The 14953-nt window shown below is 65.2% G+C and carries 16 protein-coding genes, 2 tRNA genes and 1 pseudogene; 4 read left to right on the plus strand and 15 right to left on the minus strand.

Features of this window, described 5'->3' with window-relative positions; translation table 11 throughout:
- Positions 1-18: 18 nt before the first annotated feature.
- The 5 genes from P12x_RS08050 to P12x_RS08070 form a co-directional block, all read right to left on the minus strand.
- Positions 19-978: an ISAzo13 family transposase gene (locus P12x_RS08050; protein ID WP_435011652.1), complete on the minus strand. Its 960-nt coding sequence runs from the start codon at positions 976-978 to the stop codon at positions 19-21.
- Entirely contained in the window at positions 975-1220 is a 246-nt protein-coding gene (locus P12x_RS08055) for a hypothetical protein (RefSeq protein WP_435006007.1), read from the minus strand. Before P12x_RS08055 ends, P12x_RS08050 begins: the two co-directional genes overlap by 4 nt.
- Positions 1221-1463: 243 nt before the next feature.
- A tRNA-Thr gene (locus tag P12x_RS08060) sits at positions 1464-1536 on the minus strand.
- A 166-nt stretch (positions 1537-1702) separates the two neighbouring features.
- Entirely contained in the window at positions 1703-2698 is a 996-nt protein-coding gene (locus P12x_RS08065) for a hypothetical protein (protein ID WP_435006121.1), read from the minus strand.
- Between the two features lie 116 nt (positions 2699-2814).
- Complete coding sequence (locus tag P12x_RS08070; protein WP_435006120.1) at positions 2815-3048, minus strand: hypothetical protein; 234 nt, start codon at positions 3046-3048, stop codon at positions 2815-2817.
- 186 nt (positions 3049-3234) lie between these two features.
- Here P12x_RS08070 and P12x_RS08075 point away from each other — a divergent pair, with 186 nt between their 5' ends.
- Entirely contained in the window at positions 3235-3549 is a 315-nt protein-coding gene (locus P12x_RS08075) for a hypothetical protein (protein ID WP_435010354.1), read from the plus strand.
- Positions 3525-4661: pseudogene (locus P12x_RS08080) on the plus strand (ISKra4 family transposase); the annotation flags it as partial. The gene P12x_RS08075 and the pseudogene P12x_RS08080, both read left to right, overlap by 25 nt.
- Before the next feature lie 52 nt (positions 4662-4713).
- Here P12x_RS08080 and P12x_RS08085 read toward each other — a convergent pair.
- From P12x_RS08085 to P12x_RS08125, 9 genes are all read right to left on the minus strand, one after another.
- A complete protein-coding gene (locus tag P12x_RS08085) occupies positions 4714-5940 on the minus strand; it encodes a cation:proton antiporter (protein WP_435010355.1) in 1227 nt (408 codons plus the stop codon).
- The gene (locus tag P12x_RS08090; protein ID WP_435010356.1) at positions 5937-7304 is read right to left on the minus strand and encodes a DUF2254 domain-containing protein; all 1368 of its coding nucleotides are present in this window, start codon (positions 7302-7304) and stop codon (positions 5937-5939) included. The genes P12x_RS08085 and P12x_RS08090 overlap by 4 nt, the downstream gene beginning before the upstream one ends.
- A gap of 189 nt (positions 7305-7493) precedes the next feature.
- Complete coding sequence (locus P12x_RS08095; RefSeq protein ID WP_435010357.1) at positions 7494-7715, minus strand: hypothetical protein; 222 nt, start codon at positions 7713-7715, stop codon at positions 7494-7496.
- A 50-nt stretch (positions 7716-7765) separates the two neighbouring features.
- Complete coding sequence (locus P12x_RS08100) at positions 7766-8434, minus strand: 3-keto-disaccharide hydrolase (RefSeq protein WP_435010358.1); 669 nt, start codon at positions 8432-8434, stop codon at positions 7766-7768.
- 91 nt (positions 8435-8525) lie between these two features.
- Entirely contained in the window at positions 8526-9755 is a 1230-nt protein-coding gene (locus P12x_RS08105; protein WP_435010359.1) for a glycosyltransferase, read from the minus strand.
- Positions 9756-9903: 148 nt separating this feature from the next.
- Positions 9904-10473, minus strand: coding sequence for an FKBP-type peptidyl-prolyl cis-trans isomerase (locus tag P12x_RS08110; protein ID WP_435010360.1), 570 nt, complete (start codon positions 10471-10473; stop codon positions 9904-9906).
- A 153-nt stretch (positions 10474-10626) separates the two neighbouring features.
- Positions 10627-11358 (minus strand): 5'/3'-nucleotidase SurE, encoded by a 732-nt coding sequence (surE, locus tag P12x_RS08115; RefSeq protein ID WP_435010361.1) that lies wholly within the window; start codon positions 11356-11358, stop codon positions 10627-10629.
- Positions 11359-11456: 98 nt separating this feature from the next.
- A tRNA-Asn gene (locus tag P12x_RS08120) sits at positions 11457-11529 on the minus strand.
- A 103-nt stretch (positions 11530-11632) separates the two neighbouring features.
- Positions 11633-11797: a toxin-antitoxin system HicB family antitoxin gene (locus P12x_RS08125; protein ID WP_435010362.1), complete on the minus strand. Its 165-nt coding sequence runs from the start codon at positions 11795-11797 to the stop codon at positions 11633-11635.
- A gap of 331 nt (positions 11798-12128) precedes the next feature.
- On the opposite strand from P12x_RS08125, the gene P12x_RS08130 reads away from it, so the two are divergent.
- Complete coding sequence (locus P12x_RS08130) at positions 12129-12701, plus strand: GbsR/MarR family transcriptional regulator (RefSeq protein ID WP_435010363.1); 573 nt, start codon at positions 12129-12131, stop codon at positions 12699-12701.
- Between the two features lie 18 nt (positions 12702-12719).
- Here the strand turns inward: P12x_RS08130 and P12x_RS08135 are convergent, their stop codons facing one another.
- Entirely contained in the window at positions 12720-13877 is a 1158-nt protein-coding gene (locus P12x_RS08135) for an ExbD/TolR family protein (protein ID WP_435010364.1), read from the minus strand.
- Positions 13878-14087: 210 nt separating this feature from the next.
- Here P12x_RS08135 and P12x_RS08140 point away from each other — a divergent pair, with 210 nt between their 5' ends.
- A complete protein-coding gene (locus P12x_RS08140; RefSeq protein ID WP_435010365.1) occupies positions 14088-14783 on the plus strand; it encodes a class I SAM-dependent methyltransferase in 696 nt (231 codons plus the stop codon).
- The last annotated feature ends 170 nt before the right edge of the window (positions 14784-14953 follow it).

Here is a 14953-nt window from a genome sequence, read left to right on the forward strand (position 1 = left end):
TTCGATAACTTCCCGAAGTCATGATTCGCTCGGGACCGCCCTGTAGTTCCACTTCGGCAGGATCTCGTCGAACACGATCTTCATGTCCTCCTTGAACCCTGCCGCATACTTCCGCCCCGTCTGGTACACCTTCTCCAGGATGTCCACCGTCACCCGCAGCCCCGTGCTCGTGCTCGCCTTCTCCATCAACTCCTTCACCAAACCCACGCTCTCGAAGATCACGCCCTGGCAGGCTCGGGTCAGGTGCGGGAACAGCCGATGCTCGATCGGGTTGTATTTCGAGCAGTACGGCGGGTAGTGCGCCACACGGATCTCGATGCCGAGCCGATCGACCAGACCCTGGAGGTCCTCCTTGAACAGGTACTGGCTCGCACTGTTGCTGCCGCCGCCGTCGCACAGCAGCAAGATCGAGGTCGCACGGGGATAGCGGGCTCGGCCCTGGCCCTCCCACCACCGCTCGATGCTGTCGCAGGCGAACTCGCCCGTGTCGTGGCTGGTCCCCAGGTTCACATGGCCGTCGTTCTCCTTCACGTCGTACAGCCCGTGGGGGATGACCACACCCTCGGCGAAGCTGGGGAAGTCATGGTCGAACGTCCCAATGACCCCTTGGGTCAGGAGGTGCCCGGCCCGGTAGAAATTGCCGATCAACTCCTTCTTCTTGGTGTCGATGCTCACGATCGGGTTGTCGGTCCCGAGATACTCCCCCTTCAGCCGGGCGATGTTCTCGAACTGCTGGTTGCGGTCGGGATGCCCGCCCATCGCCCTGGCCTTCTGGGCCTTGCGGGTGACGTAGCCGTGCTTCTTGAGCAGTTGCTTGACCACCGGCACGCTGACTGGGGTGCCCGCCTCGGCCAGGTGGCCGGCGATCTGCTCATAGTTCAGGTCGGTCCAGCGGACCCCCTGCCGCATCGGGTCACCGGCCGTGCGATCCCGGAGCACCCGGAGGAAGTTCTCCTCCAGGAGCGGGATGGAGCCTATGCACGGCTTCGGGCCGCCCCTTTTTTACGAACCCGATCGCCGAGCCCGTCAGGGAGTCGATCCAGGTCCTGTTGGCCCTGGCGGATCGTCTTGGGATCGCAGCCCAGAAGCGTGGCGATATATTCGGTGCCCCCATGGCCGAGCTTGGCGGCCTCGATGGCCGCATATCGCCTGCGGTCCTTCTCCGAGAGCGAGTCGTGGAACATCCGCATCGAATGCTCGATCTCGGGGCTGTACGTCATGGCTGGGCGTCCGTTGCGAGGTCGTGATCGTCCTGGCTACGGTTATACGATGCCGAAGGCGTATCGGGAAGTTATCGAATCGGTGGTCCTAAGTCGAAACCCATCCTGGGAGAAGGACTTCATTCATCCTCCCTCAAGTCGGGATCGACCGGAGGGAAGTCATCCGAAATCGGCAATAATGAGCGACCGATCCATCAGAGCACGATCGACTTATATCATGCGATCGCGAACGTAAACTAGCAGAGCCGCTGCTCGGATTCGAACCGAGGACCTACGAATTACGAATTCGTCGCTCTACCAACTGAGCTACAGCGGCGAGAACTTCGACGGCATGAAGCCTTCGGAGGAAGTCGAGAATGTACCGACAGTCCGCCTCAGATTCAACGAACGTCCGAGTGAAAAGCTTAATGGGAGCCCGAGGTCCTGTCAATATGAGCGGTCTCGGTCTGGAATGGGTGGGTGTGACCAGGGATTCTTGGGTTTCACGCCGCCCGGTTCCAGAATAGGTCCCACTGATCGGTCTGACGGCAGCAGATCAGGGCGGCCATGGCTCGGGCGTTCTTGTGCCGCCAGCGGGCCCCGCGAGCTTTCAGCCTCAGACCCAGGGTCTTCGCCGCACCCTCCACCACCCCGCTTCCGATCGCATCGCCGGACGCCAGGCGGCCCGCGTAGTCGAGCCGCGTCAGGTGGCCCAGGAAGTAGTTCAGCAGTCGCTCCAGGGCCCCCCGCCTCTTCGGTGTGTCCTCGCGTTCCAGTTCCTCGCCGATCAGCCGGCAAACTCCCGTCCAACCTTCCCTCAGCAGTAACTCACGGCCGTGCTCGTGGAACGTGGTCGCCTCGGCTGTCCCTTCGCCAAAGAGCCGCTTGCCGGCGAGGGCGATGTGCTGGCTGGCGTGGTAGATATCCAGGGTCTGGCGGCACCCGGTCAGGGCCCGGCCGGCCGCCTTCCAGATCCATGACGCCCCGTCCCCCAGCACGTGCAGCCGGGCCATCGCCGGCAGGCCCAGCCGCTTCAGCCGCGCGTGCCAGGACCGGCGGAATCGCCGGGATGCCGAGATGTCGGCCCACATCACTCGGGCGGTAGCCTTGGGCAAGACGCGCGACTCCCACTGCTGGGGGGTCGCCGGTTTGGCCGTCGGTCGCTTCTGGGCCACGGCGATCTTCAGGTCGCGCCAGCCCTTCTCACGGGTGTTGACCTTGCCGGCGTCGACGGCGAACTCCCAGCCACCTCCGGCCTTTCCGAAGCCCTCGGCCGAGGCGGTCTCGGTGCCCTGCCAACGCGCGATCCGGCTGGCCTGACGTTCGCAATAGACCCGCAGGGTCTCGGCCGCCGGCGAGACGCCGAGCAGCTCGAGCAGGTTCTCGCGGGCCCGCTCGAAGGACAGGTCGGCGGCACTACGGCAGGCCTTGCGTTGCAATCGAGGGCTGAGGCCGCCGTCGAGCCCGAGGACGGTATCGGCGTGATAGCCTCCCGGCACGCAAGGGCATCGCGAGCCCCACCAGTGCCGCCTCAAGGTGATCGCCCCCAGGCAGGTGAAGACCTCGCGCGTGGCGGTCCCGCGATTCTCGCGAACCTGTCCACAGGAACAGATCCTCAGGGGAGCCCCTTTTTCTCGGCGTGCTCGAGCCGAGCCCGGACGGCGCGTTGGAGGAGCCGACGCTGGTGCTCGCGACCCTGTTCGATGACGGCCTCCTCGCAGACGTCGAGGACCGAGCCATCGGGGGTGGTGGCGGCGAGATCCTTCATCTCGCCGACGAAGCCGGCGTAGCCGCGAATCAGATCCTCGTCCTCGGCCTCGATCTCCAGGGTGATCACCTTCCGTGTCATGGCGGAACTCCGGGTGTCGGGTTCAAGAAGTCCACCCAATTTGCCAGGACGGACGATTCACCACCAGAGAACTTGGTTACACCCGAATGGGTGGGCGTCTCGATTGTAGGTGGGAAATTTCGTACAACGGAGGACGTCGATGCGTCGCCCGGGTTTCTTCACCTGTTCTTCACGGAAGGCCATCCCATGCCCCGGATCTCCCTCCCTCTCACACCTGAGCCACGCGACGAGGCCGACCGGATCAAGCAACGTCTGATGGCCGTCGTCGAGGAGGAAATTCAAGGAATCGCCGAACTGCTCGCCTCCAAGCCCGACCGCCAGATCCTCGGAGAGGCCGAGTTCCAGGTCCGAGACCGGGTCCACAAGATCGGAGCCCAGGCGATCCAAACCGCTCTCGATGAGCGGAAAAAGGGGGGTACCAAGGCTCCAGTACCGGCTGCCCGAGTTGCCACGGCCCCAGCAAGTTCGTCCGCCGATGCGCCCGGACCGTCGTCAGTCTGATGGGCAGCTTCGTCCTCCGACGGCGCGCCTATTACCATTGCACGGCCTGCCGCAAGGGGCATTGTCCGGCCGACCATGCCTTCGGCCTGGGGACCTCCGAGCTGACCGTCGGAGCCGAGCAACTGGCTGTCCTCTTTGGCACCACGGCCAGCTTCGCCGAGGCCGCCCAGAGGCTCCTGCCCAAGGCCAGCGGGCTCCGCCTGGCCGAATCGACGATCGAGCGGGCCACCGAGGCCGCCGGCGTCCGGCTGGGTCAGGCCCTGGCCGCCGGGGAGACCTTCGGCGGGTTGGCCGACTGGACCTGGACCAAGGATGCCCGTGGCCGGAGCGTCGCCTACGTGAGCGTCGACGCCACCGGAGTGCCGATCCAGGGGCCCGACGGTGTCCAGGCCGAAGGTCGGATGGCCTGGGTCGGCAAGGTCTTCGCCCCCAGGCCCGAGGCCAAGGCCAAGCACGCCGAGCAGGACATCGCCGCGCAGGTCCGACGACCCGCCGCAGACGGACGGGCCCGCTACCTGGCCGGGCTGATGAGCCTGGAGGAGTTGGGCGATCCGCTGCGTCGTCAGGCCGCCCAGGTCGGGATGGACCGGGCCCAGCAGTGGGTGGCCCTGAGCGACTGTGGCAGCGGGGTCGACGACTTCCTGCGGGTGAACTTCCCGCGGGCGGTGCGGATCGCCGACTTCTACCACGTCGCCGAGCACCTGGGCGAGTTGGCCAAGGCGTGGCACCCGGGCGACCCCGAGGCCGTCAAGACCCTCCGTGACGACTGGTGCCACACGCTGAAGCACCAGGGGGGCCGAGCGACCCTGGCGGTGATCGAGGCATTGGACCGGGACGGGCGGTCGGAGCCCGCCCTGGAGGTGGATCGCCAGGTGAGGCAGTACCTCGGCAACCATGCGGACCGGATGGACTATCCGAGCTACATCCAGGCGGGTTGGCAGATCGGCTCGGGTCACATCGAGGCGGCATGCAAGGCGGTGGTCAACGAGCGCTTGAAGCGGAGCGGGATGCGTTGGGGTGAGTCGGGAGCCGATGCGGTCTGCCACCTCAGGGCCCTCTTCAAGGGAGATGCCGACCAATGGGAGGCCTTCTGGACGCCATCCATAAATTGATGCCCCAACCATCCACCACACAAAAGACGCTCACCCGGCTCCCCGCCCGGGATTATCCGGGCGAGGGGCTCTCCTCGGCCGACTCGGAGAAAGTCTCGGGCTTGCCCCGGTCTCGACCGAGCCAACGAGCCACCAGGACGTCGGTCGAGGAGTGGGCGATGATCGACCCCGTGATGCAGAGAGCGATGAGGTGGAATAACTGGTCGGCCCGCCCCCAATCGATCTTCGAGACCTTCGCCTGCTTGAGGATCAAAAGCCCGAAGACCACCGAGGCGAATCCCTTGGGGCCGAACCAGGCGGCGGTGGCCCGCTCTCGCCAACCGAGCGGGCTCCACAGCAGGGAAATCGACAGGGCCAGGGGGCGGACCGCGACGAGGACCAGCAACGCGAAGATGTACCCCGACGCCGAGATCTCGCCGAGGAATTTCGGGGAGATCAAGGCCCCGAAGACCAGGAGGGCCGCCAGCTTCAGGAGTTCGGCCACCAGTTCGCCGAAACGATGGAACGCCTCGCGGACCTCGGGGCCGATCGTGGCCACCGTGATCCCTGCGGCGAAGGCGGCGAGGAATTCGTTGGCCTGGGTCATCGAGGATATCGTGAAGACCAGCAACCCGATCGCGAAGGCATTCAGGGGCTGATAGCAGGCGTGCGCCGAGAAGAATCGGCTCTGCTCCAGTCGGATCGAGGCCCAGGGGATCAGGATCCCGATACCGATCCCCATGGCGACCTCCAGGGCGATCTCCCCGAGATCGAAGCTCTCGGACGCGACCAGCGCGAGCATCGCCAGGACGATCGGCAGGGCCAACCCGTCATTCAGCCCGCTCTCGACGTTCAGGAGTTGCCGGAGTCGCGAAGGGACTTCTTCCCTGCCGACGATGGCCGAGGCGAAGACCGGATCGGTCGGGCTCAGGACCGCACCGATCAGGAAGGACTCGGGCCAGGGGAGCCCCACGATCCAGTGGGCCAGCATCGCCGTCCCGACCAGGGTCAGCGGCAGGCCGAAGAACAAGGCCCGCCCCGGGAGCTTCCAGGCTTTCGCCAGGTCCTTGAAACCCACCTTCATCCCGTCGCTGAACAGGACGCTGAACAGGGCCAGTTCGGCCAGGATCGAGACCGCCTCCGAATCGGGCTGGATCGAGACCGCACCGAAAATCCCCTCCCCGACCAGGACTCCCGCCATCAGGAACAGGACCGCGGTCGACAGCACGCTCCGGTCCGCGAGATCCGAGATCAGGACTGCGATCAGTAGGACGACGGCGAAGATGAAGAGGAGCGTCATGCACGAGGTCCCGGAGTAGGTGGGAGGTCGGCGATCCCGTCCAGGATGTCCATGACCTGTCGATAACGGGCGCTCACATCCTCCCGATCCGAAGGATCAAGCACTCCTTCCCGGCTCCCTCGATGGACCAGTTCGGCATGGCGGCGGAGTGAAGCCTGGAAGGCGGGATCTCGGGTCTGCCGAGCGACCGCCGCGAAGGTCTCCAGGAGACGCATCGTCACCGAGACATCCCCTCGCGCGGCCTGTCGAATCTGGTTGAACATCGCGTCGAGGATCCCGTCGATGCTCGAGGTCGTGGTCAGGACGCGAAGCCTCCCCTCGTCGTCCAGGCGATTCGGAGATGGGATGACCCGAGACGTCAGAAGACAGAGCGACGCTCCCAGGCGGTCGATGCAAGTCATCGCCGTGAACGGGTCATTCACCCCGGGCGAGAGCGCCCGGACGGCGATCTCGACGAGCTGATCGATGGCGTACTCGATATCCTGGGACAGCGACCTCCGGGAGCCGAGGTAGAAAACTCCTCGGATCGACTCGACCATCTCGTCATCGACTCGATTCTTGGGCCAGACCCGAGCGAGGTCGTTCCCGGCGAAGTAAAATTTCCCCGGCTGAATCCGGATCGAGATCACCAGGTCATGCTTCTTGGCGAGTTCCAGCACGTTGTCGACGTCGATCGCCTGGAGGTAGTCGCTCCTCGAGTCCGAGATCGGGCGGGAGTCTCGATCGAAGTCGTCGGGAAGCTTCGGCAAGACGAGCGGATCCGGCTCGATCGGAGGTTCTTCCCCGAGATTTTCCGGATAGAGGCGATGGATCGCCTTCTGAAGCTCGTAATTCACCGAGGCGATGACATTCTCGGCCTGGATCGAGGCCGCCGCGTGGTGGATGAAGTAGATCAGCACCCCGAGGCTCGCCAGGGACAGGAACAACCCCACCGTGACCGAGATGTGCGGCACGAACTCCTGGTCGTCGGTGCCGTTGACGGTCCTCAGGACGAGCAAACAATAAGTGTAAGTTGCGATGAATGTGCCGATCGCGACCTGGTTGCCGCGATCGCCCATGAAATTCCGGAGGAGTCGCGGTCCGAATTGCGACGAGGCCAACTGCAGCGCCACGATCGTGATCGAGAACGTCACGCTGGTGATCGTCATCATCGAGCCGGCGACCACCGACAGGACCGCCCGAGACCCCTCGGGGCCTCGCGAGAAGGTCCATCCCAGCATCGCGATCCAGTTGTGATCCGCGGTCGCCTTATCGAGGGAGATCGTCGCCAGCGAGAAGACAACCGCCCCGGCCACCATGATGGAAGGGAGGAACCAGAAGCTCGTTCGAAGATCTTCCCACCGGCCTGCCAGCCAGATTCTCATGAAGTCATCTCGAAAGGGTGGAGATTCGCCATCCTGGCCGGAAGGATGGATCGATAGGGGCGACCGGAGGAACAAGATGCTCGAAGCCCGAGCTTACCTCCGGAGGCAGGCCGAGTCGAAGAACTTGCTCGCGATCCGACTGATTTCCTGCACATCTCACGCCGGTAGATCGAGGGGAGATGAAAAGGGTCAGCCCCGGATCCCGACCGACTTGACGAGTCGTCCCAGTTGACACGGGCATCGGGCGAGTTCGTTCGTGGGAGGGGGGTGTTCGACCGATCGGGTGACGTTCATAATCGATCCCATGGACCGATCGTCGCTCCAGTTCAGCTTGACCGCGATGCTCGGGCTGGTCGCCTGCATCGCCTTGAACTTCTGGCTATTCCGGCTCGGGTTTTTGGCCGGATTCATCGGCCTGAACATCACCAAGCATGTCGGAGTGGCCTTGCTCTGCCAGGGTCTTAAGGTGAACGGTCGGGGTGATCGGTCGGAACCCCGGGAGGCCGGTGAAGCTTCCGGATCGTGATGTTGCGGAACTCCGCGGGCGACTCGTGGGACTGGAGTCCCAGGAAGCCGGATCTCCGCGAGAGTCCGGGATGCCGGGCCAGATGTTCGGGATGCCGGGCCAGATCCGCGTCGACGACAGGAAATCCATTCAGCTCGACCCGGACCTTCGAGCCCTGGGCCCGGATTTCCAGCGAATTCCACCGCCCGGGGGCCGAAACATGCCCCCGGCTTGCGGCGACGACCCCGTATACCGAACCGCTGTACTGATCCGGGCGGAGTGACCGATATTCGGGGGCATCGTCGTCGAGGATCTGAATTTCCAGCCCGTCGAAGGAGGGGTCGCCCTGGTGAGGCGCCCGGATCAGGACGCCGGAGTTCCCCCCGGGCCCGATCCGGTACTCCAGTCGAAGGACGAAATCTCCGAAAGCCCGGTTGGTGCTGAGCCAGTCCTTGCCCTGACCTCGGAGAATGAGCCGTCCCTCCTCGGCCCGCCAGTTCCCCGCCCGTCCCCCGATCGAAGTCCATCCCGCGAGCGACTCCCCATCGAACAGGGGAGCGAAGCCATCCTCTGCGGGACCGAGCAGGGCCAGGAAGATCGCCAGAGGAACGAGTCTGGCCGTCATGGGATCGCTCCGGGGATCTCGACCGTCGAGCGGGACGGGTCCGGCAAGGGAATACCAGGCCTCGACCCTCGCGCCCGCTCGGCATCCTGCTTCACGACGATTCGAGGATTCCGCTCGAAACCTGCAAGTGGGGAGAGGGGATCCCTCGTGGCTGACGGTGAGAGGAGACGACCTCTTCCAGATATCCCAGGAGTTTCCGGCGGAAGACCGGCAAGGCGAGCGACTCGGCCAGTTCCCTCGCGAGGGTCGGGTCGTGGGGCCGAGAGTCGGCCTCCCAGGAATCCAGGGTGGCCTGGAGCGCGTCGGCCGACGGTTCGAGATAGGTCCGTCCGACCCGATGGTCCACGGTCTCGGCGGCCCCTCCGCGACCGAGGGCGATCACCGGGGCCTCGCACCCGAGGGCCTCGATCGGGACGATTCCGAAGTCTTCCTCGCCGGGGAAGAGCAGGGCCCGGCATCGTCGATAATGGTCGCGGATCACCTCGTCGGGCTGCCAGCCGAGGAACCGGACCGACGGGCCGGCCAGGCGTTCCAGCCGGGACCGCTCGGGACCCGAGCCAATCACGACGAGGGGTCGTCCCGAGCGGGAGCAGGCGATCACGGCCTGATCGAGATTCTTGTAGGGGACCAGCGCCGAGACGCAGAGATAGAAATCCTCGCGCGGGATCGGGCTCGGCGTGTAGAAATCGGCATCCACCGGAGGCTGGATCACCCGGCTCTCTCGGCCGTAGCAGCGGGCGATCCGCTCTCGGACGGTCTCCGAGATGGCCACGAAATGCGAGACCCGGCTCGATGTCTCCCGATCCTGGGCCTGGAGTCGGTCCAGGAGCCGACCGGCCAGGGCTCGACGGACCGGGCGATCCGACCAGGAGTCGAGATAGGCTTCCCGACCGTCCCAGGCGTATCGCATCGGCGTGAAGCAATAACAGACATGCGGGACGCCCGCCGGAGGACGGACCATCTTGGCCACGCAATGGCTCAGGCTGATGACCAGATCGACCTGCCCGACGTGCCAGGTTCGGGTCGCCAGGGGCATCAGCGGGAGGAGCTTCCGATAATGGTCCAGGACGCCCGGGACATGCTGGAGAAGGGAAGGGCGGATGGCCATCGCCTCGATGGCCGGGCTGAGGGCCCCTCGTCGATGGATCAAGGTGTGCAAGGTGGCTTCGGGAAAGGCCCGGCAGAGGACTTCCAGGCATTTCTCGCCGCCGCGCATTCCGGTCAGCCAGTCGTGGACCAGGGCCACTCGAAGTCCGGGCAGCGAGCTTGTAGTCGGTCGGCGCGCGATGGACGCGCGGTCCCCTCGGATGCTGGCGTCCATGCCCGCTCCTGCATTCCTTGCCCGACCCCGGTCCCGGAAGGGGCGCGGGTCGGTCGGTCGGTTCAGGGCGGGAGGCTACCCGAGTTGCCTCCGGAGGGCAAGGCGGGACGAAGATCGTCCTGGTCCCGCCTCGCCCTCGGAGGTTCAATCACTTGGCGTCGAGCAACTCCACGTCGAAAATCAAGGTCGAGTTGGGCGGGATCCCTTCCCGGCCGGACGCCCCATAGGCGAGCCCGGGGGGGATGGTCAACTTCCGACGCTCCCCGACCTTCATCCCGGGTATCCCCTCATCCCAACCGGGAATGACCTGCCCGGTGCCGATGGCGACATTGAACGCCTCGTTCCTCTCACGCGAGCTGTCGAATACCGTGCCGTCGGTCAGCGTGCCGGTGTAATGCATCATCACATTCTGGCCCGATTTGGCCGCCTCGCCGGTCCCTTCCTTGAGGGTCTCGTAGACCAGGCCCGAGGGGGTGGTGACCGGCTGACCGATCGGGGTAGGCGGAGAGTTGGCCTCCTTGATCTCGACCTTCGGCATGTTCGCCACCGCCTGTTCGCCCAGGGCCTGGGCCCCTTCGCCCGGTGCGGCCGGCGGGATCTTTTCGAATTCCAGTCCCGGCGGGGCGACCGGGACGATTTGCGACGGGCCATCGCATCCGACCGTCGAGCCCGCCACGGTCGCGATCGCGACGAGCCATGCCCTCATCATCAACCTCATGTTCAAACAACCTCCGGCACCCGAGCGGGCACTCTGGAATCGGGATGGAGTCCAGGCGGTCCGACCTCAACAGGATCGCCAACCGCTCAGTTTTCATTATGGCGAGAAGACGACGCCCGGGGCCAGTATGCGTCGTCCACGGCTCGACCTCGGTCAATCCAGCGGCCAGACCGAGGCCATCACGTGGACCTTCGATACCGCGATCTGGCCGCCGAAGCAGATGGCCACATCGCCCGATTCGACCCGGGCCCGCGCCTGATAATCGCCGGAATACTTCAACCCCCGATCCTCTTCGCGGTAGGCCAGTGGCAGGGGGGAAGTATCCACCGGGCAGAAGATGACCGGGGGATCGGACCCGCCGGGCTCCGGATGCGGCAGGTTCACGTTCCAGAATGTGCCCGGCTCCGGCGGTCGGCCCATCAACTGGTCGAGCACGGGAGTGAACCATCGGGCCGCCCGATCCCAGTCGATCGCCCGACCCCGGGCGATGTAGTGAGAGACGGCGATCCCGGGGATCCCATGCAGGGCGGCCTCGCGAACCGCGGCGACGGTCCCCGAATGGTGAATGTCGGCCCCGAGATTGCCTCCGGCATTGATGCCCGAGATCACCCAGCCAATGGCCGGGCCGAACCGATGGATCGCCAGTCGGACGCAATCCGCGGGAGTCCCGTCGACTCCGATCTGCCCATCGGGCCGCTCGACCATGGCGATCGGCTCGTGAGTGGTGACGACGTGACCGCAACCCGACTGGGGGCCGAGAGGGGCCATGACCCGGCGATGGGACAGATGACGGGTCGAGTCGATCAAGGCCGAGAGGCCGGGCGTATCCACGCCGTCATCGTTGGTCAGCACGATGATGGACGGTGTAGGCTCGTTCGATGGCATTTCTTGAGCCTCGACACGATTCCTGATCCCATTAATTAGCGAAGCCCGCGGTCGACGACCGCGGGCTTCGCGACTTGATCCGAGAGATCTCGGAGAAACTCCCCGACTAGGACTCGAACCTAGAACCTAGCGATTAACAGTCGCTCGCTCTACCGATTGAGCTATCGGGGAATCGGCGAATTCAAGATACAACGACGACGCCTGACACTCAAGACCGATTCGGAAAATCGGGGCGAAACGCCTCCAGGCGGGACGCCCGATCCGGAGAGTGGCCTCACTCCTTGGTGGGGCCCTTGGCTTCGTGTTCTGCGATCGCTCTCTCGAGGATTCCGACGATCAGGGCATTCAGCGAAGACTTGTCTTCCTTGGCCCAGCTCGCCAACTGCTCATGAAGGACCGGTGGCATCCGGATTTGGAAATGGACGACGGTCTCGGGCATCGGACATACTCCTTGGCACTTTCGGACTCGGAGCCGGGCAGGAGGGCGCCGGGCTCTCGATCATCAATGATCGGGGGCCAAGCGTAGGCGAAGTGAGGTAAGCTTACCCGAAAAAAGAAGACGCCTCGAAAAAATTCCACCTGGACCCGATCTTAATCGGGCATTGGCGGTTGTTCCGGCGGCTGAGTTGGCTTACAACACTCAAGAGTCGTCGAGTCGGGCCGCTCTGGACCTCTCGGATCCCCACATAACATGATGCTTGGGATCTCGATCCAAGGCAAGAGTATCCATCCTCCCTTCCTCGGAATCCAACATTTTGTCGACTAGCCCGATGGATCTCCCACAGGATGGCGACTCCACGCCCACCGAATCCTCGTTGCCGGATGATCCGCAATCAGAGGAGTTGATCCGTCAATTCGTGGAACATTGGGGGGTGATGGCCCGCTCCTGGGGCATCAACTCGACGATGGGCGAGCTGTTCGCCCTGCTCTACGTGACGGGGGTCGATTGGACCGCCGAGGGGCTCCGGGAACGACTCCGGGTCTCGCGCGGCAATGTGAGCATGAATCTCCGCGAGTTGATCAACTGGGGCGTGGTCCACAAGGTCCACCGCCAGGGGGAGCGCCGCGAGTATTATCGGGCCGAGGGCGATGTCTGGACCCTCTTCCGTCGGATCCTCCACGAGCGGAAGCGGCGGGAGCTCGACCCCACGCTGATCGTCCTGGAACGATCGGTCGGGCTGGCCGGGGATGATCCCTCGATGAAGCCCATGAGGGACCGGATCGTCGGGCTCCAGCAATTCTTCGCCCTGATCAACACGCTGGCCGAGCGACTGATGACCCTGGAGCCCGACGACCTCGACGACCTCCGGGTCCTCCTCGACGCACTCTCGCCACCGGATTGAACTCCGTGTTTCCCTCGGTCAAGGCGTTCCGATCGCCTCCAGGCGGACCGTCGAGACGCCCGAGGCCCGGACGGCCTCCACGAACGGGAGGATCTCGCCGAAGGGGCGATCCGCCGGGATCCGGATCAGGACCCAGGCCTCGCCGGATTCGGCCAGGGGCTTCATCGACGCAACCAGGGCTTCGAGAGTGGTGGCCTCTCCGTCGAGTCGCGGTCCATCGGCCCGGATCTCGACGACATGCCGGCCCGGTCGATCGACCTCCGAGCCACCGACCGGTCCGAGATCCTGCCCATCGGGGGCGAACTGGGCCCCTTCGCGGAGGGCGAAGAAGCCGAAGGTCCGTTCCAGGAGGCTGGCCGTCCCCGCCATCGCCCCCTTGCCCTCGCCCCAGAGATACCCCTCGAATTCCTGGCGGGCCCGGGGGAAACTGATCGAGAATCGGACCAGTTGCGGGACGTCGGCGGCCACCTGGCCCGTGACGGGGTAGGCGCTCCCGTGGAGGTCGGATCGGAATTGCCCCCGGACGACCCCCCGATCTTCCACCCTCAGGTCGAGCGTCCCCGACCACTGGCCGTTGGCGAAGAGTCGGTAACGTCCCGCGAAATCGGCCGCGACGACCCGACGACCCGGGGTCGGCCGGGGGACCTTCGCGTCGTCGAACTGCGGGGCTCGGTCCAGGGTGAAAAGCCGGGCCGGTCCCACCGGCTCCAGGCGAGGCCCGACCTCCCCCGAGGCCCGGAAGACGAGATCCCCCCCTTGACCTTCGGGGACGACCTGGCCGCTTTCGAGATCGACCTGGAATCCGTCGAAGACCACCAGATCCCTCCGAGAAGCCAGGCGGTTCGCGGGCCCCGCCGCGTCGAAGGTGTCGAGCCGCTCCAGGACAAGGACGGGGATCGGCTCGCCCACCCCGGAGGCCGGCTTCCGAAGCTCGGGACTCAGCAGGAGCCGGGCCGGGTTCCCCCGGTCGGTGGTCGCCAGGACGAGGGCCGATCGAGAGTCGCGGAGCAAGGCGGGCATGGCGCCGATCTCGCCGAAGGTCAGTTGGGGGCGGGGCTTGGCCTCCGGCCCCTTCACGAGCCTGGTCAGCATCGGGCCGTCCAGTTGCTCGAATTCGTCGGCTAGGGCCGATCCGGCCCCGAGTCCGAGCATCAACAGGGCAAGTCGACGAATCATGGCGGATTTCCGGAGTTTTCGCGGGGCGGGCCGACACGTCGTCACCCTCCCCGGATTGTGCCGGAAGCGGGGGTCGCGGCCAAGCCTCGGGCTGCCAAATCGAAACGAGTTCGAGAAGACTCGCATTGCGTCATTCTCGGCGATCGGGTAATTCGATCGCGCCGAGTTGCACTCGATTCACTCCCCTTGACGAGCACGGAGGCTCCAACGATGGGTTACGACAAGCACCAGGCGACTCACGAATTCACCCGATGGAGCGAGAGCTACGACCGGAGCATCCTCCAGCTCCTGCTGTTCGGGCCGTCGCACAGGGCGATCATTCGCCGGATCAAGGATGAGGCCGGCGACCGGCCGATACGCGTCCTGGACGTGGGCTGCGGGACTGGCGTCTTCGCCGCCAAGATCCGCCAGGCCTTACCAGGGGCCCAGGTCTGGGGGATCGACCTGGTCTCCGGGATGCTGACCAAGGGGGCCGAACGTTGGAAGGCCCATGCCGACGGGATCTTCCCGATCCAGGCCGATAGCGAACGGCTCCCGTTCGATCGAGGCGCCTTCGACTTCGTGACCTGCGCCAACAGCTTCCACCATTACCCGAACCAGGACCGGGCCGTGGAGGAAATGCGTCGGGTCCTCAAGCCGAGCGGTCGGCTCCTGCTGGTCGACGGCTATCGCGACCGTCCCTGGGGCTGGCTGATCTACGACGTCTGCGTCGCGGGGATCGAGGGGGCTGTCCATCACGCCTCGGCCGCTCGGTTCCGCAAGCTGTTCGCCGAGGCCGGATTCGGCCAGGTGACCCAGAAGGTCCACCGAGGGTTGGCCCCCTTCCTGCTCTCCGAAGCCGTCGCACCGGAGTCGCCCCGAGTCATCCCCGCTCCCCACTTCGCCGAGATTCGTCAGGCGGTCTGAACCTTAAGGATGTTCCCCGGAGGGACCGACTCCGGGGGGCCTCGGACATCCCGTCGTGAATTCTTGTTGACCGGGCGACAAGTCGGCGTCATTTTGTCGAGGAGGCAACACCGATCGGCGGTGCCTCCTCGACATCGATACCCCGTCTCGTCACGATCGGCCCGCCGGTT

Source organism: Tundrisphaera lichenicola (assembly GCF_051175385.1).
Lineage (GTDB): Bacteria > Planctomycetota > Planctomycetia > Isosphaerales > Isosphaeraceae > Tundrisphaera > Tundrisphaera lichenicola.